The organism is Paenibacillus sp. 37 (genome assembly GCF_008386395.1).
Lineage (GTDB): Bacteria > Bacillota > Bacilli > Paenibacillales > Paenibacillaceae > Paenibacillus > Paenibacillus amylolyticus_B.
In genome coordinates this window covers 2,061,286-2,086,485 of the sequence record NZ_CP043761.1, presented here as the reverse complement: position 1 = coordinate 2,086,485, position 25,200 = coordinate 2,061,286, and the positions used below count along the sequence as shown (strand labels likewise).

22 protein-coding genes are annotated in these 25,200 nt (G+C 41.8%); 2 read left to right on the top strand and 20 right to left on the bottom strand.

Annotated features, from left to right (window positions below; all coding sequences use genetic code 11):
• Nucleotides 1-13 precede the first annotated feature (13 nt).
• From sufU to F0220_RS09460, 6 genes are all read right to left on the bottom strand, one after another.
• On the bottom strand, nucleotides 14-445 hold the full coding sequence (sufU, locus tag F0220_RS09485) for a Fe-S cluster assembly sulfur transfer protein SufU (RefSeq protein WP_017689537.1): 432 nt from the start codon (nucleotides 443-445) through the stop codon (nucleotides 14-16).
• Entirely contained in the window at nucleotides 435-1,655 is a 1,221-nt protein-coding gene (locus F0220_RS09480) for a cysteine desulfurase (RefSeq protein ID WP_091014616.1), read from the bottom strand. Before F0220_RS09480 ends, sufU begins: the two co-directional genes overlap by 11 nt.
• Nucleotides 1,652-2,956: a Fe-S cluster assembly protein SufD gene (gene sufD / locus F0220_RS09475; protein WP_105598041.1), complete on the bottom strand. Its 1,305-nt coding sequence runs from the start codon at nucleotides 2,954-2,956 to the stop codon at nucleotides 1,652-1,654. Before sufD ends, F0220_RS09480 begins: the two co-directional genes overlap by 4 nt.
• A 25-nt stretch (nucleotides 2,957-2,981) precedes the next feature.
• Nucleotides 2,982-3,764 carry a Fe-S cluster assembly ATPase SufC gene (gene sufC, locus F0220_RS09470; RefSeq protein ID WP_036609931.1) on the bottom strand — a complete coding sequence of 261 codons (783 nt, stop codon included), beginning with the start codon at nucleotides 3,762-3,764 and terminating at the stop codon, nucleotides 2,982-2,984.
• A 368-nt stretch (nucleotides 3,765-4,132) separates the two neighbouring features.
• Nucleotides 4,133-4,708, bottom strand: a complete 576-nt coding sequence (locus F0220_RS09465; protein ID WP_149846487.1) for a DUF1802 family protein — start codon at nucleotides 4,706-4,708, stop codon at nucleotides 4,133-4,135.
• Nucleotides 4,709-4,832: 124 nt separating this feature from the next.
• Nucleotides 4,833-5,294, bottom strand: a complete 462-nt coding sequence (locus F0220_RS09460; protein ID WP_017689542.1) for a Dps family protein — start codon at nucleotides 5,292-5,294, stop codon at nucleotides 4,833-4,835.
• Between the two features lie 296 nt (nucleotides 5,295-5,590).
• On the opposite strand from F0220_RS09460, the gene mtnK reads away from it, so the two are divergent.
• A complete protein-coding gene (gene mtnK, locus F0220_RS09455; RefSeq protein WP_181155335.1) occupies nucleotides 5,591-6,808 on the top strand; it encodes an S-methyl-5-thioribose kinase in 1,218 nt (405 codons plus the stop codon).
• Nucleotides 6,809-6,831: 23 nt separating this feature from the next.
• On the top strand, nucleotides 6,832-7,905 hold the full coding sequence (gene mtnA, locus F0220_RS09450; RefSeq protein ID WP_105598039.1) for an S-methyl-5-thioribose-1-phosphate isomerase: 1,074 nt from the start codon (nucleotides 6,832-6,834) through the stop codon (nucleotides 7,903-7,905).
• Between the two features lie 126 nt (nucleotides 7,906-8,031).
• On the opposite strand, the gene F0220_RS09445 is transcribed toward mtnA, so the two are convergent.
• From F0220_RS09445 to F0220_RS09380, 14 genes are all read right to left on the bottom strand, one after another.
• A complete protein-coding gene (locus tag F0220_RS09445; RefSeq protein ID WP_091014620.1) occupies nucleotides 8,032-8,334 on the bottom strand; it encodes a YunC family protein in 303 nt (100 codons plus the stop codon).
• A gap of 214 nt (nucleotides 8,335-8,548) precedes the next feature.
• Nucleotides 8,549-8,809: a hypothetical protein gene (locus F0220_RS09440; protein WP_105598038.1), complete on the bottom strand. Its 261-nt coding sequence runs from the start codon at nucleotides 8,807-8,809 to the stop codon at nucleotides 8,549-8,551.
• 148 nt (nucleotides 8,810-8,957) lie between these two features.
• Nucleotides 8,958-10,916 (bottom strand): DNRLRE domain-containing protein, encoded by a 1,959-nt coding sequence (locus tag F0220_RS09435; protein WP_105650873.1) that lies wholly within the window; start codon nucleotides 10,914-10,916, stop codon nucleotides 8,958-8,960.
• Between the two features lie 11 nt (nucleotides 10,917-10,927).
• Nucleotides 10,928-12,523 (bottom strand): hypothetical protein, encoded by a 1,596-nt coding sequence (locus F0220_RS09430; RefSeq protein WP_146117064.1) that lies wholly within the window; start codon nucleotides 12,521-12,523, stop codon nucleotides 10,928-10,930.
• 484 nt (nucleotides 12,524-13,007) lie between these two features.
• The gene (locus F0220_RS09425) at nucleotides 13,008-14,174 is read right to left on the bottom strand and encodes a hypothetical protein (protein ID WP_105598035.1); all 1,167 of its coding nucleotides are present in this window, start codon (nucleotides 14,172-14,174) and stop codon (nucleotides 13,008-13,010) included.
• Nucleotides 14,175-14,234: 60 nt separating this feature from the next.
• The gene (locus F0220_RS09420) at nucleotides 14,235-15,425 is read right to left on the bottom strand and encodes a discoidin domain-containing protein (RefSeq protein WP_105598034.1); all 1,191 of its coding nucleotides are present in this window, start codon (nucleotides 15,423-15,425) and stop codon (nucleotides 14,235-14,237) included.
• Between the two features lie 63 nt (nucleotides 15,426-15,488).
• Nucleotides 15,489-18,086, bottom strand: coding sequence for a hypothetical protein (locus F0220_RS09415; RefSeq protein ID WP_146118048.1), 2,598 nt, complete (start codon nucleotides 18,084-18,086; stop codon nucleotides 15,489-15,491).
• Nucleotides 18,086-18,772 (bottom strand): hypothetical protein, encoded by a 687-nt coding sequence (locus F0220_RS09410; protein WP_105598032.1) that lies wholly within the window; start codon nucleotides 18,770-18,772, stop codon nucleotides 18,086-18,088. The genes F0220_RS09415 and F0220_RS09410 overlap by 1 nt, the downstream gene beginning before the upstream one ends.
• A 4-nt stretch (nucleotides 18,773-18,776) precedes the next feature.
• A complete protein-coding gene (locus F0220_RS09405; RefSeq protein WP_105598031.1) occupies nucleotides 18,777-19,349 on the bottom strand; it encodes a hypothetical protein in 573 nt (190 codons plus the stop codon).
• 33 nt (nucleotides 19,350-19,382) lie between these two features.
• On the bottom strand, nucleotides 19,383-20,003 hold the full coding sequence (locus F0220_RS09400; protein WP_105598030.1) for a hypothetical protein: 621 nt from the start codon (nucleotides 20,001-20,003) through the stop codon (nucleotides 19,383-19,385).
• A 64-nt stretch (nucleotides 20,004-20,067) separates the two neighbouring features.
• Entirely contained in the window at nucleotides 20,068-20,610 is a 543-nt protein-coding gene (locus F0220_RS09395) for a hypothetical protein (RefSeq protein WP_105598029.1), read from the bottom strand.
• Nucleotides 20,611-20,627: 17 nt separating this feature from the next.
• Complete coding sequence (locus F0220_RS09390; protein ID WP_105598028.1) at nucleotides 20,628-21,389, bottom strand: hypothetical protein; 762 nt, start codon at nucleotides 21,387-21,389, stop codon at nucleotides 20,628-20,630.
• Between the two features lie 146 nt (nucleotides 21,390-21,535).
• Nucleotides 21,536-22,294 carry a hypothetical protein gene (locus F0220_RS09385; RefSeq protein WP_105598027.1) on the bottom strand — a complete coding sequence of 253 codons (759 nt, stop codon included), beginning with the start codon at nucleotides 22,292-22,294 and terminating at the stop codon, nucleotides 21,536-21,538.
• A complete protein-coding gene (locus F0220_RS09380) occupies nucleotides 22,275-25,010 on the bottom strand; it encodes an RNA dependent RNA polymerase (protein WP_149846486.1) in 2,736 nt (911 codons plus the stop codon). The genes F0220_RS09385 and F0220_RS09380 overlap by 20 nt, the downstream gene beginning before the upstream one ends.
• Nucleotides 25,011-25,200: the final 190 nt, after the last annotated feature.

The window sequence follows — 25,200 nt, the reverse complement described above, 5'->3', positions numbered from 1 at the left end:
TACCTCCCTATCGTTATTGTACTTTGTTCTCTTCGTCAATCCCTTTGCGTAATGCATTCCAGGCCAGAGTGGCACATTTGATGCGTGCAGGGAACTTGTTCACACCGGATAGGGCTTCGAGATCTTCATAATCGTCGAAATCGACTTCTTCACCTTTCATCAGTGAGGAAAAACGGTTAGCGATATCGAGTGCCTGTTCCATCGTTTTGCCTTTGACGGCCTCTGTCATCATCGATGCAGACGACATGCTGATGGAGCAGCCTTCACCCGTATATTTGGCTTCCTGGACGATTCCGTCTTTCAGCAAAATTTGCAGTGAAATCCGGTCGCCGCACGTTGGATTGTTCAAATTCACCGTGACAGCGTCATTATCAAATGTTCCGCGGTTACGCGGGTTTTTGTAGTGGTCCATTATAACACGTCTGTACAGATCATCAAGTTGCATCGCCAAAATACTCCTTTGTCTGGATTAAGGCGCTGACAAGCCGATCTACATCTTGTTCGTTATTGTATAGATAGAAGCTGGCACGAGCTGTTGAGCTAACTTCAAGCCAGCGCATTAGCGGTTGACAGCAATGGTGTCCGGCACGAATAGCTACGCCACTCGCATCCAGTACGGTTGCCACATCATGCGGATGAACATCACCCAGGTTAAAGGTAACAACACCCACATGCCGCTTGGCTGGGCCATAGATCGTTAACCCATCAATTTCGGACAGACGTTCTGTTGCATAAGCTGCCAGCACACTCTCATGATGTGCGATCTCATCCATACCAATCTGCTCCAGAAAATCAATGGCAGCTCCCAACCCTACCGCACCTGCGATAATCGGGGTTCCGCCTTCGAACTTCCAGGGAAGCTCTTTCCAGTTGGATTCGTACAGACCCACATCATCAATCATTTCACCACCGAACTCAATGGGTTCCATGGACTCCAGCAGCGCCTTTTTGCCGTAGAGTGCACCGATTCCGGTTGGTCCGCACATTTTATGACCGGATAATGCATAAAAATCACAGTCCAGATCCTGAACGTCCACCTTCATGTGAGGTGTGCTTTGTGCGCCATCAACAACGATGACAGCACCATTGCGGTGTGCAATTTCAGCAATTTGTTTCACAGGATGGATCAGACCCATAACATTGGATACATAAGCGATTGCTACAATTTTAGTATTGTTCGTAATCGTCTTCTCGACATCAGCCAATTCAATATGACCGTCAGGCTGAAGCGGAATGTATTTCAATGTTGCACCTGTCTCCTTGGCAACCTGCTGCCAAGGAATCAGATTACTATGGTGCTCCATTTGCGTGATAACAATTTCATCGCCTTCTTTGCAATTGGCGCGGGCGTATGATGAAGCCACCAGATTCAGGGCTGTCGTTGTCCCGCGGGTAAAGATAATCTCCTGTGTACTACGTGCATTGATAAACTTGGCTACCTTCTCACGTGCGCCTTCGTAAGCGTCCGTTGCACGGCTTCCAAGGGTATGAACACCACGATGTACGTTGGAATTCTCATACTCATAATAATGTTTAACCGCTTCAATCACAGCACGAGGCTTTTGTGAAGTTGCAGCACTATCTAAATATACGAGCGGGTGTCCGTTGATTTCCTGGTGGAGGATCGGGAACTGCTCGCGAATGGACGGGTTCATTGTCCCAGCTTCTTCTCAATCAGGGACTGCAATTGGGTGCGCAGTGCTTCCAGAGGAATATCCGCCACCACCGGAGCCAGGAAGCCATAGATGATCAGGCGTTCGGCATCCGTACGGTTAATTCCGCGCGACATCAAGTAATGAATCTGCTCGGCATTGACTTGACCAACAGAAGCCGCGTGACCTGCTGTTACATCATCTTCATCAATAAGGAGGATTGGGTTCGCATCTCCACGTGCTTTAGGGCTCAGCATCAACACTTTCTCTGTCTGCTGTCCATCGGCTTTGGTAGCGCCTTTCTCAATCTTCGTGATTCCGTTAATGATTGCAGAAGCTTCTTCACGCATAACTGCACGTGTAATCATCTGACTTGGTGTATTCTTGCCGAAGTGACGAGCTTCTGTGGTGTAGTTGATTTTCTGCGAACCGGAACCTACAGCGATGACTTTGGAATCAGAACTTGATCCATTACCTTTAAGCACAGTCATCGTGTTGCTGGCTGTGTCGCCATTATTCATTTCGCCTACAATCCACTCGATGGAAGCATCATTCTCCAACACTGCACGACGGAATGAAACATCAGTTACATTTACACTCAGTTGATGAACCGATGCGAAACGTACTTTAGCACCAGATTTTGCGAATACTTCCACAACACCATTATGGAAAACAGGTGCGGACAATTCGCCAGATACATAGTTATCAACATAAGTTACTGAACTGTTTGCTTCTGCAACCACAAGCACGTGAGGTGCAAAAGTTGCAGATGCGTCATCTGTAAGCAACACTGCTTGCAGTGGTACTTCGATTTCGACATTTTTCGGAACATACAGGAAGACCCCGCCATTCCAAAGTGCCGCATGCAATGCAGCGAGAGAATGCTCATCCGCTTTCACCGCTGTGTTCAGATATGATTTTACCAAATCGCCGTGTTCGCGAACCGCTGTAGCCAGATCCGTGAAGATGACTCCTTTTGCTGCCAGATCAGCAGACACCTTGGAGTATACCGTACCGGAATTGCGCTGGATAACCAGACTGCCTTCAGCTTGATCCTGAACCAGATCTTTGATAGAAGCAGGTACTTCTGTCAAAGAAGAAATAGCTTCACTTGTTTTATATGTTCCGTACTCGCTGACATTCCAGCGTTCAATTTTTTGTTTTTCCAGTTTAGGAAGCGCAAGCCCGCTCGCAAGCCTTAAAGCTTCGAGCCGCTGTTCGGTCAACCAGCCGGGTTCATTGTTGCTTTCCGACAAGGCGCGAAGCGCTTCAGATTCAACCGGAAGAATTGTTTGTGTAGTCATTGATTAATCCTCCTCCGTTTTGTCTTTACGCTTCTTGGCCTACAGTTTCGTCTGTAATTCCCAGCTCTGCCTTTACCCAGTCATACCCTTCCGCTTCCAGACGGTGAGCCAATTCAGGTCCGCCGGATTTCACGATACGACCTTGCATCATTACATGAACATAGTCAGGCGTAATGTAGTTCAACAGACGTTGGTAGTGAGTGATGATCAGGAAGCCACGATCTTCGCTCTTCATAGCGTTCACACCGTCAGCCACGATTTTCAAAGCATCGATGTCCAGACCGGAGTCAATTTCATCAAGTACTACGATTTTCGGATCAAGCAGCATCATTTGCAGAATCTCGTTACGTTTTTTCTCACCACCGGAGAAACCTTCATTCAGGTAACGGTGAGCGAACTCAGGGTTCATGTCGAGTTCTTTCATTTTACCTTCCATTTGACGAATGAACTTGATCAGGGAGATCTCGTTACCTTCGCCACGACGTGCGTTAATTGCACTACGCAAGAAGTCGGAGTTTGTAACACCTGCAATTTCACTTGGGTATTGCATAGCCAGGAAGAGACCTGCACGTGCGCGCTCATCTACAGCCATATCCAATACATCTTCACCATCAAGCGTAATTTTACCGTCTGTTACTTCATATTTAGGGTGACCCATCAAGGCAGAAGCCAGAGTGGATTTACCTGTTCCGTTTGGTCCCATGATTGCGTGGATTTCTCCACCTTTCATTTCCAGGTTGATGCCTTTCAGGATTTCCTTACCTTCGATCGTCGCTTTCAGACCTTCAATGACGAAATTCGTAGCCATGTGTATTGTTTCCCTCCATTGATTAAATTGATGTTGTTGTCGAAAACGAAAAAGCGCCTATTATATCTGAACAGGGCTTCCCCTGAATTTCTCTTGTACTCGAATCTTCAAAGCAAGAACACTTTAGAATAATTCTAAACTGATTCTCAATGATAATCAAGTCATTTCCTAAGAACGTTGGTCCTTACAGGAAACATTATTCTTTCTGATTCTATATTAAAAGACAAATTGAATCAAATCAGAAAACATCTTACGCAGAAATGTACAGTGAGAAAAATCACGGCAATTCAAGCTTTTATGTCCTCTGCTGTATACTAATCTAAAAAAAGGACTTATCCAAATTATGGACAAGTCCCTCCGTTTACCATTTACAATTTGAGCATCTCGTTAATCTTCTGTACCTGTTCGTCAAAATCCGCAACGTCCACCACCGGCGTCATTTCGCGCGGCACCGGACCATTCGGAATAGAAATCCATGAACGGCAACCATTATATTCAGGCAGTACGGGGATTTCCATCGGTTCTTTCAAAAGGTACACACGTAAAATCAATACATGGAGCGGATCTTTCCGTTTCCATTTCAAACGGTCTTCGGCAAAATCCGCTGTCCACATATGAAAGTCAAGAAGTCGATCCAGCATCTCCTGATCTCGTATCTCCAGATCCTGCGTTACTTCGGCATATGCAGTAATACGGATTGTCGAAGCTTCGGGCACCCATTCGGCCAGTGATTCTTCAACATAGGATTGATCCGAGGACTTAATCAGTTCTTTACGCTGATGTTCATAAGTCGGATACAGGTAAAACGCCGGGCTTTTCAGCTCAAAATGTCGGGTTTCCTCTACAATACCACCTTTGCGCATCACCATAATCTGGCGACTCGTTTCCAGTGCTTTGATTGCAGATGCCCATTCTTTTAAAGCCGGTATCGTTGGTTCTAACATAAGCGGTTCCCTCCCCTATCGTTCTTGTCAGCAGTATAGACGCTCAGTGCGTTTCTGACAACATGATCCGGGCTCAGAAAGCTTACGTAAGAGACCATTTGTATTAGGCAAAATCTTGGCTATATTAACCCAGGAAAGAGCGAAGCATCCACATGTGTTTCTCAAGGTCAGCCTTGAAACCTGTCAGCATATCGGATGTCGGTTGATCTTCAGCTGCATCTGCAACTTCGATACCTTCCTGATATTCATTCGAAAGTGTAGCGAAGTCCTCGATCAGGTTTTGCACCATTGTTTTTGCGTCTTCTCCACCTGCTGCTTCTTGGATAGAGGAAAGCTCCAGATACTCTTTCATTGTAGCCGCCGGGCTACCTTTCAGCGTAAGGATACGCTCTGCGATTTCATCCATTTGTACTGTAACTTCGTTGTAGAACTCTTCGAATTTCACATGCAACGTGAAGAAGTTAGGTCCTTTAACGTACCAGTGATAGTTATGGATTTTAACATACAATACGTTCAGGTTAGCTACCTGACGATTAAGTACTTGTTCCACCGATTTTGCTTGATCTGTTTTGTTTTTTGTAGCCATATTAATCCCATCCTTTATTTAAAATTAGTCTGTCATGCCGTGGTAAGCAGGTTGTCCCGCAATGCATAACAGAGAGTTAATAATGTGTCACCACATGTAGTGGAGAGGCTTGTTAACGGCGTTTCTCTCAGCCGTCCGGCCTATTTGTTTTTACCCTTGAACCGGAAGTTCGAATCAGGATCGACTTAACTTGTCTCAAAAAAAAGTTCAAAAACAGCGCTATTTCCGATATACTGACATATACCAAGCAAAGAAGTGGGTTTTCCTGTTTCTTCATATATATGGAGGTGGCACCTTTGTCCCAATATCGCCCGTTTACCCCCCAGGATGCAATTGAACTGGCCAAAACATTACCGGGTCCATTTGCGGCAGATGCAAATCTGGATTGTCACGAGATCGGCGACGGCAATCTGAATTTGGTATTCCACATCACGGATCAGAACTCCGATAAAAGTATCATTATCAAACAGGCGCTTCCTTATGCGAAAGTGGTTGGAGAATCATGGCCACTCTCTCTCGTACGTGCCCGAATTGAGCGTGAAATTCTTCAAGAAGAGTACCGTCTGTGTCCAGGGATGGTACCCAAAGTGTATCATTACGATAATGACCTCGCGTTAACCGTTATGGAAGATCTGAGTGATCATGTGATCATGCGTAAGGGCCTGATCGAAGGTGTTTCCTATCCTCTTTTTGCTCAGCACATTGGGGAATTCATGGCAAGAACGCTGTTCTTCACTTCAGACTTGGGCATGGATCAGCAATTGAAGAAGGAACAACAGGGCAGATTCATTAATCCGGACCAATGCAAAATAACGGAGGATCTGATCTTTGATGAACCCTACCGGATCGCCGAGAAAAATAATTATGATGCTTCCATTGAAGACGAGGCTGAAGCCCTTCGCACAGATGGAGAACTTCACCTTGAAGTGGCATTACTACGGGAAAAATTCCTGACACATGGGCAGGCACTGCTTCATGGAGATCTGCATACAGGCAGTATTTTTGTTACACCTGAATCAACAAAGGTCATCGATCCCGAATTTGCATATTACGGCCCCATGGGATTTGATGTTGGTGCAGTCCTTGCGAACCTGCTCTTGAATTACTCATCCCTGCCAGGATGGATTCAGGATGAGACTGCTTTGCGTGAGCGTGAGACGCTTATGCTGAATATGGTTCGTGATGTATGGACTGAATTCGAATCTCGTTTCCGTGCCCTCTGGGTTCACGACCTCGTTGATCCGATGGCAAAAACGTCAGGCTATCAGGATCTGTATGTGCAACAATTGTTCAGAGATTCGATCGGCTTTGCAGGTGCCAAAATGGTTCGTCGTATCGTGGGACTCGCTCACGTGGCAGATATAGATACCATTCCAAATGCGACTGAACGTGAACATGCTCAGCGTAAAGCGTTGTCCATTGGTAAAGCATTGATCAAGAACAATCGTCGCTTGAATACCATCGGCGAAGTAATGGATATTGTATCCACAGCTGTTACTACTACTAAGGCTTAACATAAGGAACGGAGGAATCACCCATGACAACCCCTGAATATCAGCCTCTGTCCTCTCTCATCTGGAAAAAGGACAAGCTTGAAATGCTTGACCAGCGTCTGCTGCCCGAAATGATCCTCATGTTGAAACTGTATACACCCGAGGAAGTATGGGAATCCATCCACTCCATGAAAGTACGCGGTGCTCCGGCGATTGGTATTGCTGCTGCATTTGGTGTTGTATTGGGTGCCAAATCATATGACGGAACAACCGTTCAAGGTTGGTTAGACCACGTAAAATCCATATGTGCTCATCTGGCTACTTCCCGTCCAACAGCGGTGAACCTGTTCTGGGCATTGGATCGCATGATGCAAAAAGCAAATGAGGTCGTTGAATCCGGCCTGAGCCTGGATGAGGGCAATGATGCTCTTGAAGTAGAAGCTCTGTTAATTCAGAAGGAAGACGAAGAAGTATGCCGCATGATCGGCGAGAATGCACTGCCTTTATTCGAAGATGGCATGGGTGTTCTCACTCACTGTAATGCAGGCGGACTGGCTACTGCGAAATATGGTACGGCAACTGCTCCAATGTATCTCGCACAGGAACGTGGCATTCACCTGAAGGTATTTGCAGACGAGACTCGTCCCGTACTTCAGGGTGCACGCCTAACTGCATTTGAGTTACAGCAAGCCGGCATTGACGTTACGCTGCTCTGTGATAACATGGCAGGCATGGTGATGTCCAAAGGCTGGATTCAAGCTGTTATCGTCGGAACGGATCGTGTTGCAGCTAACGGTGACGTAGCTAACAAAATCGGAACATACAGCGTGGCCGTGCTTGCCAAGGCTCACAATATTCCGTTTTATGTAGCGAGCCCATTGTCAACCATCGATTTGTCTACTCCATCCGGAGATCTTATTCCGATTGAGGAACGGGCTGCGGAGGAAGTGACCGAAGGATTTGGCAAACGTACCGCACCGCAAGGTATCAAGGTATTCAATCCAGCATTTGACGTAACGCCTAACGAATATGTAACAGCTATTATCACGGAAAAAGGCGTTGTTCGCGCTCCTTTCCAAGAAAATCTGGCTGCCTTGTTCGCAAAGGAAGAAGCTTAACTTAATAAGAGTATTCAAGAAAAAGGTTCGTGTATAGAGCTAGTAGCTACTGATGTGCCCGGCTCTGTATTAGAAACTAAGACGCTAAAGAAGGGCTTCCCACATGGGGAGCCCTTTTGTTAGTGCTTAGATCATTTTCAACAAAGCCTCTACACCCGTCATGCCAACCGTAATGCCCATGGCCTCGGCTTCTGTTGTCACCGACTCCATAGGTGCATGCAACAATTGCTCCAGTGTACGCACACCAACCGCTCGAGCTGCAATAATTTTTCGATCCCCGAGCTTCTCATTAAGTAATCCCACGTCGAGTGCTCCGCACATGATATATCCTTTGGATGTGTTAATGGTCAACAACGTTGTTTTCGGTAGCTTGACTTCTACCCCAACCAATACATGCTCTCCAACTATAATGGGCTCCATCGTCACCATAACTTCCCGATCCACCTCCTCTTCCACAGGTCACGATAATTGTATGCCTCATTCTGGATTGTCGTGTGGACACCTGCCGTGTTTGAGAAAATGTAGGTACTTACAGTTCAAATATATTGTTGGTAATTCTTCTCGCAGACTTAGATTGTAGATAAATGCTTTAGTTCGAATATAAAAAGCCACCTCACCCAAAGTGAGTCAAAGTGGCCCTTCCTTAAAACGTATGCTCATCATTCTTTAATCGTCTTATCTCCGTTAACTCTCTTCTAATTCCCAGTACACGTCTATGAAGTACACTGCGGTCTATTGAATCAGCAACCGACTTTTTGAACTGGACATCCAATTCACTTAATTGCTCCTGAGCTAGTTTCTTTTTATGTATTGATTTGAATCGAAGTCTATTGGTTTCAGGCTTGATCGGCTTCAACCTCTTCTGCTTCATAATCTGTTCAAATATGCTGTCCTCTTGACGCATGGTCTTCATTCCTTAATATATGTGATGAACACATTGTATCATAACGAGAAGAGGACTGTTACATAATAAAGTACAGATGCTTAGAGTTGGGCAAGAGCCTAAACGCAAAAAAAAGAGGGCCAATGCCCCCTTATATAGTTAACTCATTTTATAAAATGTAAAAATACGCTTGATTCCCTGGACTCTTCACAATCACTGTGGTCACTAAGTCACTGGCATCCCGTTTACGGATACTTGTGATCGAACCTAACTCTTCATTCGCAATAACTCTCGGTTGGACATAAGCCGCCAGATCAGGCTTGGAAATTGTCATTTCAGTAGCCATATCCTCAATCTGTCTCACATCTACCGTAGACTGCATATCCTTCCACTCTCGCACCTGAAGATAGCCGTCCAAGTATTCTCTTTCCTTGATACTAATGTGGCCATCCAATACATCCATGTACTTGACCTCAATGCTGGAAAGTACATCAGGTCTGGAGATATATAATTGCCCAGGCTGTTCTTCCAAATAAGGAATCTCAAGACTCCCTGCTCTCTCATCATGATCTAATGCTCTGACTTGAAGAACACTATTCAGATCAGGCTTATTAACCTTAATCTCCGAAATGACAGTCGAATCACCGTCGTACATGACCGTTAGCAAAGACCCCAACGTTGAAGTTGCTTTTATATAATTGGAGACTTCCAATGAAGCATGAAGATCAGGTATGGATACAATTAGACTCGTAACCCGTTCATCTTCAAACAATTGTGATATCGTTAACGTACTGACCAGAGACATTTGTCTATCTACCGTAATAACTGAAGATAAGTCAGGATGAGAGACTGCGAGTTCTACAGTTTTTTCGTCGTCCAGACCTGTTCTAACCGCAAGATTACCGTCTGTATCCTTAGTTGTTCGTATAGCAGTAATGAACTGCGAATGAAGCTCGGGTTTAGAAACAGCAACCCATGTTGCCTTCTCTTCTGTTCTACTTTCAATAATAGAAATGTTCGAATCCAGTTCTGCATCTATACGTTTAGCTATTGTCAGATCTATATCCAGGTCCGGACGGCTGACCGCGATGACTTGAGGTATATCATGATGCATGTAATCCTCATAGCGATGGACGTACAACTGAGATTTGAGCCAATCCAGCCCAATATCACTGTGCACAACTAACGTTGAAGCTATATCCTTGCGGCCTACACCATAAATAAAAACTTCACTTTCAATTTCGGTTCGACCAATGGAATAGATTTGAGAAGTAATATATCTAATCTGCAAAACAGGTGGTTTGGAAGACTCACGAGTGTTGAAATAAATCGGCGTGTTACCACTAGACTGAATAATCATTCCAACATTTGAAAGATTATCTTCTCTCCACATTTTCAGTAATCCCATCATATCAAACTCAATATAACGTTCAGTCGTATTAATGACATAACTGGACGATAAGAGCTGAATGGAATGAGGTCTGTTTGCATACGTAATTCCGTACTCCCGCCACAATGTATCCGGCTGATGCAGCTCAATGTGTGCTCCAGGTGCCAGGGTTCCTGTGTAATACAACCTCAATTTAGCTTCTTCCAAATATAACAGATCAGGTATTCTGGTATCCAGATCACCGAAATGTATAAACGATTCGAATTGCTCCATCTCATCTCTGCCGATCATCATGCGCTGTGTATCACCAAAGTTGATCGTCTGCAAGTGACTTTGACTTCGCGTGGTTGCATCAGCAAGAGGTTTAAGATTAACAGTTACACGCGGTGCTTCCAGTAATTCATATTTGCCGTGTGCACGGTTATGTGGCCGAACGTACAACATGCCTTCAAGATCAACTTTGGATGCCGCTTGAATGGTTGCGCTCAGATCCCCTTGCGACCTGTACATTACATATAGCGAATTGCTCAATTCCTGTGACCGTCTGACACGTACGGAGACACTGGATACGATCTCGGACACTTTTCTTGTAGCAGCTATTAGGGTCGAAGGCAGTTCTTCATGCACCTGATTGTACAGGATATACTTTGCTGCAAAACGATTTTCCGGACTTTTAATATGTATAACACTATCTAATAGAGTCTCCCCGTTATTAATTCCACTCACTTCCTGTCTCATTGTATTGAGAGCTATACACGGTCTGCTGTGACCTTCATTTCAAAATTACCATTCGGGTTCGGCTTGGCATGAATATCCGTTGCGATGCGAATATAAAAATCGATGCTATCCTCCGGTTGGATCAGACCATAGGTCAGATAATCGATTGGAAGAAACGGATCGGCCTGTCTGGATAATTGGACTTCAACACCGTCCGTTTCGAATTTCTTATCCATCTCCAGGTATACATGATCCACAGCATATCCGAGCATGTTTTTGATTCTGACTTTCTTCGTTAACGTCGTCTGTCCGGCAATGATCACCCCATAATCGAGTTGTTTCAAAATTCCGCCAAAGGTATCTGACAGAAAGTCTCCAGACTCATCCATAAACATTAATCCAGAATACGATCCGATAAACTTGGTTTCCCTGGATTCTACGGCACCCCAATAGTCCTGAAATTCAACCTTCAATATATTCTCTACGCCAAAATTAACATTTCTCTCGTCGATATTGAGTTCAATATTGAATGGTGAAGCTACTAATCGCGTAAAATTTCCATCCGCCGGATAATACGTTTTACCGTTCAACAAGACGCGGTATTTAACCTTGCCCTGATCTGCATCATCCAGCACACCTGTAAGTTTGTTACCAGAGAAGGTCAGATTGATTGTGGCCGTGGTGTTTAACAGTTGCAGTGACATATCTCTAAACTCCACTGCATGTCGCGGTGCATCAACGACCATCTTCACTTCGTCAAGCAAATAGCTGTTTTCATAATGCTTACTGCTATCGAAATAATAGGCGATTCGTGTTAAACCGATTAGATCCTTTTCAGGGATCGCGTTGAGTGTGTCCAGATTCATTCCTTTTCTTTTGAATAAGGTTATATCCTTCATATCCATATCGAACCACTTGTTGAAACGGTATGTCTTCCATGTGAGCCCTGAGTCGAACGAAGCAGCCATTCTTAATGTACCTTCCGGACTGTTCTCCGTTACTTTCGTAGCGACAATCTTTTTCAGATCTCCATAGAGTGCTATGTCTGTTGCTTGCACAATTAATTGCTCAAACGGTAGCGCGTGATACGTTAGCATCATGTCCCGATTACCGGCAATTACCTCTTCATCATTCGTCCACGTAACCACATCAAAATCTCCCTCAAGTTCATCCAATGGGGAGTAGTTAGCTGTAATATTCAGTTCCGCTGATGTTTTGGATGGATCGTCCGTGTAGTATAGAACATCTACACTGTCACCCAACTCGTCGTATATTGTAAAAGGTTCGGTTTCGATTGTAATCGTTGATTCAGTTTGGTTTGGGTCATCGGTGTATTCAATGATTTTGATCTCTTTGTCTTCCCATTCTTCGGCTAGAGTGAAAGGATCAGTTTCGATGTTGAAGGATGCTTCTGTTTTGGTTGGGTCGTCCGTGAAATAACATAGTTCTACTTCACCTTGAAGTTGTGACCATGCGGATTCAGGTATAATAGAGATGTCGTCCATCCCATAGTTTAAATAGTCCTGCTCGGTGGGTGAACCTGAAATCACTCGCCATTGTCCGCTTGCGTAATACTTGTAGGTTGAGCTATTTTGCACTAAATACTTATTGTCATAGACCCAATCCATAAATTCAATCTCATGGATATTGATTACTTCAGAGGTGTTATTTCTTGTTACCCGTACTCTATAGTTGAGATAGGCTTTAGTGGGAGCGATATTGAAAGTGACTTTTCTATTGTTTGTCCATGATGCGACTACATAATCATTTCTTGTGTCAATTAGATCCCATGTAACTGCATCATTACTTGCTTCCAGAACCCAAGATCGAGGTGGCGAGTTGTTTTCCAAGCAATATATCGAGTACCCTGCCAATTTTATAGAGGTTGGAAACCTGTAAGAAACCCATGTATTAGTGACACGATAGGTTCCGTAGAACGTACCTTGACTTCTATCAAAGGCTTTATAAGCGTGATATGCACCATTTTGACCATTGTAGCTTACTACCCCTGAAGGTGAAGTATACGATGTCATAGGTGGTACGATATTCACAAGCTTTGCCATAATTCCATCTCCCTTCTAAATATAAATAATACAATTTCATTTAACTGATTTAAATAATTGATGCTTTCTTGATTGGCACTTTGTTAGTGTCGATTTTTTTCTTAAAGACTTTCCCTGAACCGATTTTTTCACATTCTTTAACCAATGACCTTCTTTCGCTGAATTCATCCTCCAAATCAATAATCATTCCTTTGTTCATCCCATGTTCAAGAATACTTACTTCTGAACTTTCCACGGAAGTTATGTACCTTTCGGATTCATACATGCCAAAATCACCAATCGCCAAGAAGTCTCCAGCCCCTTGGTTGGCAGTAACATTAATTCTATATTTTTTGAAATCAAATTTATTTTTGAAATAATACATACGGAACTCTTCTCCAGTAAAGTTTGGCTCATTTATTCTGGTGTCAAGGATAGCCCATTTCGTACCATCCCATCCCTCAAAAGTCCAATTCTTCGGGAGTCTATAAGCTGGAGTTGTACCAGATTTTATAGAATAGCCTGTTATAGTTACAGTAGAAGGAAATTCATAACTAAGCCAACCTACTAAAACTCCGCTTGCAGTAACCCATCCGTTCTGATCAACAAGTCTATCGAAAGATTTCCATGGGTAAAAAGTCGAATACGTTGAGCTGGCTTCAGCTACACCCGATGGAGATGTATTACTTGTCATAGCTGGAATAGCATTGTCTTTGTACATATTTTCGATACTATAGTATTCATCACCAGATGAAATCAAGAATTTGATGAGAGAGTTTAAACCAAACATTTTCAATTCATTTATTACAACTTGTGCCCCACCATTGTTAGCAGTCCAATTTAACCTGTACATTTTGTAGAGTTTAGCTTTACTAACATCAATAACGTATTCCTTATTTGTATTAGCAGTTGTCCAAGTTTGATTTACTTGTGTGTCCAATACAGTCCAATTAATGTCATCATTTGATCCTTCAAATGTCCAATTTTTTGGCATATGAGGAAAGTAAGTTGCAGACAAACTTCGTACTATATACTTGCCAATTCTAATAGGATTAACGAATTCATATCCAATATATCCTACACTACCATTTCCACTTACGTAGCCATAGACATCAGAATTATCGAATGCTTTGTCAGCATTATTTCCCGAAGTAGCATAACTGCTAGAAAAAGCCCTACCACTTGGAGCAGTCATTGATGTCATAATAGGAATCAGATTATCTGTATAAGTATACATTTATACATCTCCTTTCAAAAACAAATAGAACACACCATATAGATGTGTCCCTCATAAAAATTAGCCAAGCATAATTTTATCAACTCGGCGTTTTGACATATCAATTGAGTGTTCGAAGGTTTTTCCTGAAGCTAAAGATAGATTCATTTTGATTACATCTTTGACATTATCAACCGCTTCCTTTAATGATATATCGCTTTTCATACCATATTTGATAAAGTCAATTTCATCGCTTGTTTCTAATACATACATTGTTTGATTCTTTTTTTGGAATATTTCCATTTCATTTACGCCGACTGTGGAGGCTAAATTATAAGAACTTAAGATGTTTAAACGATAATACGAATATGCTTTACTACTCTCAAAATCATAGTATATCTTCGTACCTATATTAAGTTGTGTGTTTGTGTATAACTTATCATACACAACACCATCATTCGATCCATATAGTTCAAATTCCTTGATAGAGTGCGAGCTTCCCGTTATAAGTAGCGATGCTAATGATATGCCTGTAATAACTTTCGGTTTTACAAATTTAACTTGTAACCAATGTCCTCCTGCTGGTGGGGTTGAATTTGTAAACCAAAATGGTCTAACTGTCGCATTTACAATTCCATCAAAAGCATACCATGGATAGTCAGAAGCATTATATGCACTTGAAGTTATCTCTACATTAGCATTTAAGGCAGATGTCATAACTGGTACAGCATTTTCTCTACTAACTGTCTTTTCAAGGCGATAGTTTTTATGTCCTGACGAAAGTAAGATTTTATTGTCATAAAGGATCGTACCTTCATAAATGCTAAACTCTGAAACTCCAACGTAGTTTACATCTCCATTATGTGAAGTAATATTAATTCTATAGAACTGAAATGCTTCATTGTTATTAATAGTAAATTCTTTTATTCCTCCATTTATCCATGAAATAACGTTTACTTGTGTATCTAAAACAACCCATTCAACACCATCATTAGATCCTTCAAATGTCCAATCTTTTGGAGACTCCACTTGTCTCGCACTAAATAGACCATACTTTCTTGCAATTACCTTATTTTGCAATCTGATTTGCAGAAAAATAGGAAAGGCGATACCACGCGAAACCCATCCTTGAGCAGTACTCGATACTCCATCAAATGCCTTCCAAGCCGCATAACTAGTACCATATTCACTGCTTGCAGAAGCTATCTGGGAAACACTACTGTTGGATGTCATATTTGCTATGACATTAGATCCATAAATATATGTTGCCATAAAACCATCTCCTTTCTTGTGAAATCATTATTAAAAAACAAAAAGAAGTAGAGCATTTACACCCTACTTCACACTCAAGTTCGTTTCAAAGAACTTCTTCAGATCAATACTTCCTTTGAACATTTTGCCTGATCCTAGCGATCCATTGGCAGTCATAGTCTGAGCGAAAACTTCGTTTTTTCTATCTAATACAGATAGATCATTCATTCCGTCATTAATAAAAGTGTCTTCTGATGGTAAAATTGCTGAAATTGTATTCCATCCCACTGCTCCACCTTTTGGTGTTTTCTCAAACATTTTCAACTCTGCAATTACTGTTACTGTTGCATTTCCCTGATTGGCGCTCACGTTTACTCTATAACAGATGTAAGCATCTGAATTATTAAACCTATACTCTTCTATCGATCCTCTGGCTAATGTCGTATTGTTAGTCTGTGTATCCAAGACAATCCAATTAACGCCATCATTACTGCCTTCAAATGTCCATGATTTTGGTGGTTCACCAGTAACATAATAGGTTCCATTAGTCCTCATAGCAAGAGAATATTTGTATATAATCTTCTTAGTCGGGAATTGATATTGCAACCAACTTATAGGCGTTAGAAAAGCCCATCCATATCGTTCATCCTGTATTCCATTGAATGCTTGGTATGCATCAAAGCTTGCACTGTTAATGCTACTTGCACTCGCGATACCTGATGGAGTGGTGTTAGAAGTCATAACTGGTATCACGTTATCTTTAGATTCGATAAAATCTTTAGGTACATATCTCTTAAACGCTCCATCATGTTTAATGAACGATCTGTTCATTGGAAGAATTTCAATCTCAATTAAGGGTCTGAATCCAGATGTGCTATTGGTTGAATTGGTTGCTATGCCAGCATAACCAGAAACAGGATTATTTCCTCTTTGAGATCGAGATCCAGACGCACTACTTGTAGATGAGTAAGACGATATACCGCTCCAATTCCACACATTGTTGTCACCAGCAATGATCGTTCCATTCAGTGTTGAGTTTACAATATACTTATCCCATTCATTATCCTTATCTATTGCGTTAATACCGCCTGTGAGGAGTCTTAATTTGAAAATATGATTATTGTCTATTTCCTCTGCGTAACTTAACTCAAGAGTTAATCGTGCCGCATTGCTACCCGATACTTGTGCGGTCTTCATTATCTTGTAATATCTGTATTCTACGGGTTCGTCAAAATAAAATGTCGCTTGTTCTGAGTTGCTCCAAGTGGATTTTTGGCAACTTTTTATTAGAGTATAATCGATATTATTATCACTTCCGTATACATCAATCACTGAAGCCATATTCGCTCCATAGTAAGCAGTTACTTTTATTTCTCCAAACTTCACTCTTCGCTTGCAGTCTAATATTAAACCTGTACCTGCATAGGAACCCCAGAATCCGGCTGACGCAAAGGCTCTCCAAGGATCTTCATTAGTTAGAGAAGTTCCAACGCCAGTTACGTTATATACATCTGATGCTGAATTTATAAATGGTGTCTTGTTGTGAGTCTTATAAATAGTTGTTGATTCGACCCTAAAAACATACCCCTCCTTGTTAATCGAGTCCCAAGATATAGTATTCTGTATATTTCTATCAGCAACTAGAAACTTTCTCTTGTTCCAGTCCTCAACCATAATCCAATAAAAATCTCCCATTGGAATAGGACTTCCTGAAGAATTTATAAGATCAAAAGTCTCTTCTCCAAGCCTACTAAATACTCCAGCACTATTTCTAGCCGCAATGTAATGACATCTGATTCGCTTTCCAATCTCTAGTTCTGCAATGCTTGTCACTTCATCTGGATGAAACATTCGTCCATCAAGGTCAATGTCTACAGCATCTATTCTGATGTTTTTGGCTTCAGAAGAATATATTTCAATTGTATGAAGAGAATCTTCAAGCCCCGTTTTCTCGAAAACAAGAACTTGATTTATAGCCGAACTACTATAAAAAGAAACATCATAGGGAGTACCATCAATAGATATTTTTCCAATAGTGGTTGAGTCTGAATGAGTCATAGTTATCAGCCTGAGTTTAGTGCCTTTAAATGTAAAGGTAGCTTTCTTGTTAACTGTATTATTGGAAGCACTGAATGAATTGTTGTAGGAGCCAGTTTGTCCCGAAGGGTATCTTAACCATCCATCATATATTATCTCTGAACTTGAATCATCATACCTCTTCCATCCATCTTCGGGGGAGGTTAGAGCATGTCCATAAAGATATCCTGACTCATCAATATCTATAGCATCCATGATGAAGTTAGTACGATTATGCCCTACCGTAATTGTAACTGTGTGAAATCCAAGAGGTAAGTTCGTTTTTTCATAGACAATTGCATTTAATACAGCAGTTCCCGATTTATATGTATTAAATGATTCAGTTACACCATCTACAGTAATCGTATTATCCGAATGTCTATCTTGTGCAATGTCAGAGATGACCCTAATGTTAGTTCCATAAAAAGAAAATGCCACATAATTGTTGTCTGCCGCTCTGGTCGTTACATTTACACTACCATTATAGTAATTCGTGCTGGTTACCTTGTACCAACTGCCCGTATACTTTAAGGCAATATGTGTATCATCATAACGTCTCCATCCTGCCTCCGGTTCTTTTATTTGATCTCCTACAGCTGCCATCATTACACCTCCTTATATTCAAATACCGGACGAAAGCCCACTGCTACATTGGAGTAATTGGAAGCTGTACTCCAAAATCTATCTTTGCTGTTTGTTGTATTTTCAGAACGAACTGTTCTGCCACCCGTTGTCCAGCCTCCGGGTACTGTTCCAGATAGAGATATTGTCGTTTCTTCACACCATGTCATGCACTTAAAGTTCCATACATCATTCAATGATTTTCCAGAAAGAATCTTATTCATTGGGAATCTAACAACATATGTATCCCACTCATTTATCGTAGGCCAAGCTCCATACCCTGTATTAGTTGTAGTTAAAACTTTATTTCCACTAGAATCGGCATATGCAACACCCCCACTTGGGCAACGCACAACACCTGATGTTTCACTTATAATGCGTGGCGAACCTTCGACGAACTTATTGGAATTTAACCAATCCCATGTAGTCGTGTTACTCACAACTCTATCTGCTATTAGTAATCCTTTGTCCACTTTGACGGCATACCAGAAATATTTCAAAGGCATACTGGCTATTGGATTTCCTGTTAGTGGAATATCTGTATAACCCGCCGTACTTCCTCCGAAAATGTATCCACTTATTGTATTGTCGTACTTCCAGACAATATAATCCCCAATCTCCATGTCCTCCACACGCTCTCTTAACTGCCCTGTAGTCGCTGGAACTGCCATAAAATCACCCCTTACTCACTCTAATGCTATCTAATTTCTTGAATTTCACTTTTTCAACCTTCTGACTTAGCACCATCCCTGTTGGAGTATCCAAGGCTCGTTCCATGTTCAATTGATATAGTTTCTTTAAGCCTAGTGAACCCGAATCACTTTCAATAAAGGGATTACTGTATTTCCCCTTCTGATTAAAATCGTCTATGTAGAAATTCGAATATTCTTTCTCAGCAACAATCTCAATTTTCACCTTCACGTACTTTGCTGGAGATTTAGGAGCAGTTACATCTGCTACGATTTCCTCATACGCCCCCCACTCAAAGCCATCCTCAGATGTACTCCAGTAGATTTTGTATGATGCTCCTCCCAATGCGTCTACACTTGCAACCACACCTTTAAATGAAGCGATTTTGTCCTGAATCCGAATGGGAATGGACTCCCAAGATCCATTAGAAGGATAGATTGAATTCCCGTCCGCATCCTGACCCAACTCTCTTAATTTCAATTTCTGATCCTCGAATATCGTATCTTGAAAAATACCTACAGATAGATCTATATCTAATGCAATTTCTTGAATCGCCATACTTTCACCACCTATCTCATCTCAAAATCCAACTCAACGAATGTCCCAGTTTATGATTCCTGCATGATTTGCCTTCAGAGGAGCTACGATTTGATCTATGACAAAGCCATTTTTACGAATAACCAATTGCCCAGGCAGGTCCTGATCTGAGGTGATTTTAATTTGGAGAAAGGCCGTTTCTTTCAAAGGCAGTGAACACACACACTGAAAGTTAATCTGCACATCATTCAAATTCATTGTTTTTTTGTATCCGAAATTAAAACATTCAATTGTATTATTGAAAGCCCCTGAGCCCCCAGGACCTGAGTGGCCACTCATGTTCACATCTGAAGAAACATTCTTGAACTGAATAATGTCACTATATAGAAAGGTCCTACCTGTTAGCGGGTATTCTTGATCGTCACATACGTATGATATAGAGTACCTATCCGAATTAATATGAAATACACCGTTGGCAACGTTGTGATACACGTGAGACCCTTGGCCAATCAATCCGAAAGAGACCAACTTTTCCTTGTTAATTTTATAAAAACTGTTTGATTGTTGTGTCTGCAAATCGAATTCGCTTAAATAAGTACCATCATAATAATCAGCAATCCATACATAAGCTTGAGATACAGGTGAGCGCGTAAATTGTGTATTACCTAGAATCACAGGATTTCCCCCTTTTAATAAAAAGGACAGGCTGCAATAGCCTGTCCACATAATTATTTCTTTTTTACACGTAACGATAGGAGATACGTTTCTTGAACTGTTGCTTGCCACTTTTTGCATTCAGCGGTACTACACATTGAATGGAAAGGGTCACATAGTTACCAGCCGCATCTTGAGGATTTCCATTGTTACTCACGCCCAAGATTTCTTTCGGTCCCGGTGCAAATGGTGTTGCATAAGCGGTTCCTGTATGATCTTTGGTTGTCTTGCCTGTTGTTCCAATGGGTTTGGAAAAATCCCTGCCGATACGAGAACTTTCCTCTTCCAGGTCTGTCTCCCCCAAGGAATCAACCTGAACGTGGAACCAGTTATTCTTCACCACTTCTACATCATGAGCCTCCGTATCTCCAGTACCACCAGTCATATCTCGCGTTGTAATCGTGCAATCTTCCATTTTAGATACGTCCGAAGCACCATTCTTATTGTTCCACACATTAAAAATACGAATTTCACTTTTGGTATCTGCATCAATAACACCATAATCAAACGGTGCTACAATCTCCTTGCTGTGTGTTGCGTCCATCCATGAAATAATCGGTTGTGTCATTATATTCCATCTCCTTTTTATGTTCTGATCGTTAATTGAATCGTAAGATGCTGAATGTTTGAACCTGCTTCGATGATGTTGATTCTGAAAATATCTCCAGCCTCCACTTTTTTCTTCTCAAATGTAGCCTCACCGTCATCTTGATGTTGAAGTGCCTCAAACTTCAGTGAACTTCCCATCACGTCCTGCCAGTGAATGAGATCCTTGGATCGTTCAATTCTTATTTCAGTTGCGGTATCTCCAGAAACTCCACAGTAGCCTTTTACATGTAAAATCTCGCCATCGAATGGAAAGGGGGCTAAAATCCCCAGTACTTCCGGGTACACCCGTGATTCTTTGCAAAAGACCATAACGCGATCCTGTACTTCCAACGGAATTTCATTTAATTTCAGGTGTTCAGCTGTACTCATGAGCCCATCCACATCGGAATTAACCACCTGAAGGTTTTGACCAAATACATCAATCTCAACCCATGTCTTACCATCATAACGATATCTCTTACCATCCTTATACGTCTGTACCGTCCAGCCTATTTCAGGAGAAGGGTACTTCTTACTTAACTCCTCTAAATCTGCAACTGGACTCTGATACACAAGTCGAGTCGTTTGATAAGCCTCTTTTGCTTTTCCGGCAGCCTGTAAGGCTTCGCCAGCAGCCTCCAGTGCACGTTTGATGGCCAGTTCGGTTTCCCCAGGGTCTCCAGGCTGTCCAGGACCGCTATGTTTCACCGCTTCTCTAATTAAAGACTCTACATGTGCTAAAGTTATCCCATTTGACATAATTCACCTACCTAAGCGTTATGTAGCATATTTTCTTCATAAGACTGTTTCCAAGTTGATACCTCCCCCATAACTAGGAAACCTGTCTCTGGCTTATCATTAAAGAAATTCTTGAACATCCATGAAAAGCATTGATGTGTCTAGCTTTAGAGAAGTTTTCTAATTGGACTAATGCCAGCTTTTTTGCACTCCTTGCAGTATTTCATTCGGTTCGATTTTGCCAGCATCCGTTTTCCGCATACGGTACAATTTTTAATATTTTCTCCTTTCCAGCGAGAGTACTCCAACACAAAGTCATCGAAGCGAACTAACTGGAAGGCAACCTCACCATGCTCCGCAGCGAACAAAACCTGTACATTCGTTGAATCGACGCGTTTACTTTCTTTGAGATACCCTAACTGAATAAGTTTGTGCACCAATAACCCCTGATCTTTTTTGCTTACAGCCATTTGACTATCACCGTAAATTTCTTTCCATTCATTATTAATCCAGTACGTATCATTTTCATTGATTCGATTATTAATTTTGCTGTAGACCAGTAAAACAAAGGCCAGTTTCTCGAGTCGTTTACTTTTAAGTTGTTTGATCTTTTGAAGTTCTTCGAGTGTTACAGGTACATGATCAATCTCGATTAGCGTGCTCTTGTTGGCCTCCTCCCTTATCTTGATATACTTCTGAGATTGCTTAATGATACGATTGAGAAATATCTCCCACTGGACAGCATTGTAGTCTGGATAATACTTGGTCATAAACTGATTTAACAACGCATACGCATCTTCGGCGTTCTTCCCCCGTTCAAGCCCGTATTTAGCTAAACAAATCAACGTTTTGGTTGGCTTCTTATCCATTTTCCCATGTGCAATTGCTTGCTCGGCATGATGACGTTCATTCAGAATGATTTTCAAGACGCTGCTCCTTCACATGCATTTGGGTCATTTTAAAGGTTCTTCCGGCATACTCAATATCGCCGTCCGGGTCTCTAACCGGATAATGGACGATGTGTTCATTGCTATGCAACAGATTGCGAATAATCTGATCTCCCGACACATCCCATACAAATTGCTTCGATTTCTCGACATTTCGATAACACATGTCCACAATCATATTGCACAGATCTTCTTCGTTATTACAGATCTCCAGCGCCTGCTCCTTAAAGCGTGAAACAAACAACTGCCATCGGGCAGATCTTTCTTCCTTTTTCACCTTACTCTTGCGCAAGTTAGTCATATAACTACGTAATTCTTCGTTATGGATCTGATATAATCGTTGAATCTCTTTGTAACGAGCCTGGGAATATTTCTTGGTACTCATCAATATCGTATGATCAAACGGACTTTCATTCTGATTTAACTTTAACTTGTTGAACTCATCTTCCACTTGATGGCATAACCGGTTCATCACAGAAGGTGCTGTGGATACAGGCATTCTCTGTTCATACTGTGCCAGGAACTGTTCCTGCTCCGGAGATAGCTCCTTCCTCGAATACAACTCATCCACAGTCATGCCAAATAACTGCAAGCACTTCTGACTCGTTTTTTCTATATAGGTGGTATATTCTTTTTTCTGTTCCGGGTCATTGTATATGAAAAAATAAGGCTTCTTGTGTGCTACCATTTTCAAGGCAGACTCGTCCGTTACCGCAGCGCGAATATCATACCAGTGCTTCGGCATTTTTTTGCATTCAATACCTTTGGCCTGATCAATGGCATTTTGTTGATAATGCTGACCACATTGAATTCGGTACATCATTTCCTGATATTCTGCACTTTGCTCCTCATAATTGGCTAAAATATCGAACATCGACGTAATTTTGTTCGTTGTAAAACCGATCAGATCACCAAAGCTGTCTTTGTTGGCCTGAATTAGATCCTTTTCATCCGGAATTTTTTGGGCTGAGGTTTTCTGTACACATACAATCGCATCAAGCTCCTGAATAGCCCCAAGAATTGTGTGATTGTCTGTAGTTAAGACCTGATCACTATCCATATCTGCACCATTTAAGGAATGCGTCGTCGTATCCCATGAATTTAAGATCGTGACCGTGTTCATATAACGATACCAATGCTGCATCTCATCTGTATTTTGAAAACGAAGCACCTTGATATTGTTATGACAAGTCATCGGAGCTCTGAAGCAAGCTACACGGTCCACATGGCGTCCGTTCCAATATTTGGAGTAGAACTCACCTGAACTCAGCAATCCTGTTAAAGGCAAACCAAATATGCTCTGACACAATGTATAGGGATCGCCAGCTATAATGCTGAAATTGCCTTTCACTCTTAGAACTCCGATCTTGGCTTCATTCATTCGTTTACGTATTAAGGTATGAATTTTGCTTCGCACAAAAGGATCATCTATAAGTCGTCGGTCTACCATCAACCCTTTAATATAATCATCTGGACTATTTCTATAATCGTTCTCATGGATGTGAATTCCTTTGAGAAATAACAGTGCCTTGCGATAGTCTTCACCTAGTACATCTTTAATCGAGTCTATCGTGGGACGAATAAGTTCACCAATCTCGTTATCATCCAATTGGAGTGACTGAATAAACTGGTAATTTAAATGACGCTCATCCTCCAGTTCTTCGGGTGTAACCTTCGTTACACTGAACGTGTAGCCATAATAACCGCAACATAACAGGTAATCGTCGATACTGTTGTATGAGCTCCATAGTTTGAGCATGGACGTTGTGATGATCAGGTCTACCTCACGAATATCCACAGGATTACCCCAGGCATCGTCCACCATATAATTGCCTGCAACTCGATCTGCAAATTCGTGATAATCAAATGTAAATACCATCCCTTTACAGAAGCTATTACGAATACAAAATCCACCCGGGATATATGCATGTCCCAGCTCGGTTGCCCATCGTTCACTAAGTGCAGGAGAGATAAGACCAAATCCGTCACTCATATTCATCTGAATAGGCTCATTTTTCCTACTCTCAATGCGAGGGTATTCTGTCTCGGTATCATCAATCTGAATAATATCTGCGCCAAATTCAGTTATACAATCATGAACAACCAGTACCCGTTCCGGATGTGACACAGGCGTGCTTGTACTGCAAGCCAGGGCCTTATATGCCTCCAGTTTGGCAGGAACCAGCTCTTTATTGGGATCTCTGCCGTTATTCAATCTTTTCTCCAACAGCGGATGAATATCCTCACTCACATAGATGACTGTCGAACTTTTGGCTCCACCTGTCGTAGCCAATAACCGCTTATATTTTTTGCCGTTAACAGAGAAGGATTTCGATGAATTCAGCCGGTCATAGTCTTTATTATTTTCAATGACCAACAGCAAGTAATCATCGGCAAACTTCAGATTTTTCAGTTCTTCATGCAATTTCTTCATTGCTCTTTTATGTTCAGCATTGGTTTTCAAGGTTTTTAATCGCTCTATTTCCAGCTTGATTCTAGCCAGATCTTGTTCCCTCTCCTTATAGCCTCGAATACGATCGATAAAACGAAATACCTGATGGTTTCCAATAGATGCCACTTCTCCATTTACTGTCGCTTCTTGATAAGTAAGATGCAGATTATAATCCGCTTTTCTAATTTTGGAAGATGTAATTTTATAAACGTATCTCAATCGATCCTGATATGCATTGCCCATTCCCGATTCCCCCTGTTGATTCCTGTCCTGATTAAATAAATTATAGAGTAGACCCGCATGACTGACGCAGGCAAACAGGACGATCAGGGGATGAAAAAAGAAGATTATTTGTTCTATTCTGGGGAGAAATCAAGGGACACTCCGGGACTCGATTCATTTCGAATCGGCATATTTCTGCGTCTCTAGCACT

Coding starts and splice junctions, on each gene's coding strand:
- sufU (WP_017689537.1), bottom strand. CDS start 445: ATGCAACTTGATGATCTGTACAGACGTGTTATAATGGACCACTACAAA.
- F0220_RS09480 (WP_091014616.1), bottom strand. CDS start 1,655: ATGAACCCGTCCATTCGCGAGCAGTTCCCGATCCTCCACCAGGAAATC.
- sufD (WP_105598041.1), bottom strand. CDS start 2,956: ATGACTACACAAACAATTCTTCCGGTTGAATCTGAAGCGCTTCGCGCC.
- sufC (WP_036609931.1), bottom strand. CDS start 3,764: ATGGCTACGAATTTCGTCATTGAAGGTCTGAAAGCGACGATCGAAGGT.
- F0220_RS09465 (WP_149846487.1), bottom strand. CDS start 4,708: ATGTTAGAACCAACGATACCGGCTTTAAAAGAATGGGCATCTGCAATC.
- F0220_RS09460 (WP_017689542.1), bottom strand. CDS start 5,294: ATGGCTACAAAAAACAAAACAGATCAAGCAAAATCGGTGGAACAAGTA.
- mtnA (WP_105598039.1), top strand. CDS start 6,832: ATGACAACCCCTGAATATCAGCCTCTGTCCTCTCTCATCTGGAAAAAG.
- F0220_RS09445 (WP_091014620.1), bottom strand. CDS start 8,334: ATGGTGACGATGGAGCCCATTATAGTTGGAGAGCATGTATTGGTTGGG.
- F0220_RS09440 (WP_105598038.1), bottom strand. CDS start 8,809: ATGCGTCAAGAGGACAGCATATTTGAACAGATTATGAAGCAGAAGAGG.
- F0220_RS09435 (WP_105650873.1), bottom strand. CDS start 10,916: ATGAGACAGGAAGTGAGTGGAATTAATAACGGGGAGACTCTATTAGAT.
- F0220_RS09430 (WP_146117064.1), bottom strand. CDS start 12,523: ATGGATTGGGTCTATGACAATAAGTATTTAGTGCAAAATAGCTCAACC.
- F0220_RS09425 (WP_105598035.1), bottom strand. CDS start 14,174: ATGTATACTTATACAGATAATCTGATTCCTATTATGACATCAATGACT.
- F0220_RS09420 (WP_105598034.1), bottom strand. CDS start 15,425: ATGGCAACATATATTTATGGATCTAATGTCATAGCAAATATGACATCC.
- F0220_RS09415 (WP_146118048.1), bottom strand. CDS start 18,086: ATGATGGCAGCTGTAGGAGATCAAATAAAAGAACCGGAGGCAGGATGG.
- F0220_RS09410 (WP_105598032.1), bottom strand. CDS start 18,772: ATGGCAGTTCCAGCGACTACAGGGCAGTTAAGAGAGCGTGTGGAGGAC.
- F0220_RS09405 (WP_105598031.1), bottom strand. CDS start 19,349: ATGGCGATTCAAGAAATTGCATTAGATATAGATCTATCTGTAGGTATT.
- F0220_RS09395 (WP_105598029.1), bottom strand. CDS start 20,610: ATGACACAACCGATTATTTCATGGATGGACGCAACACACAGCAAGGAG.
- F0220_RS09390 (WP_105598028.1), bottom strand. CDS start 21,389: ATGTCAAATGGGATAACTTTAGCACATGTAGAGTCTTTAATTAGAGAA.
- F0220_RS09380 (WP_149846486.1), bottom strand. CDS start 25,010: ATGGGCAATGCATATCAGGATCGATTGAGATACGTTTATAAAATTACA.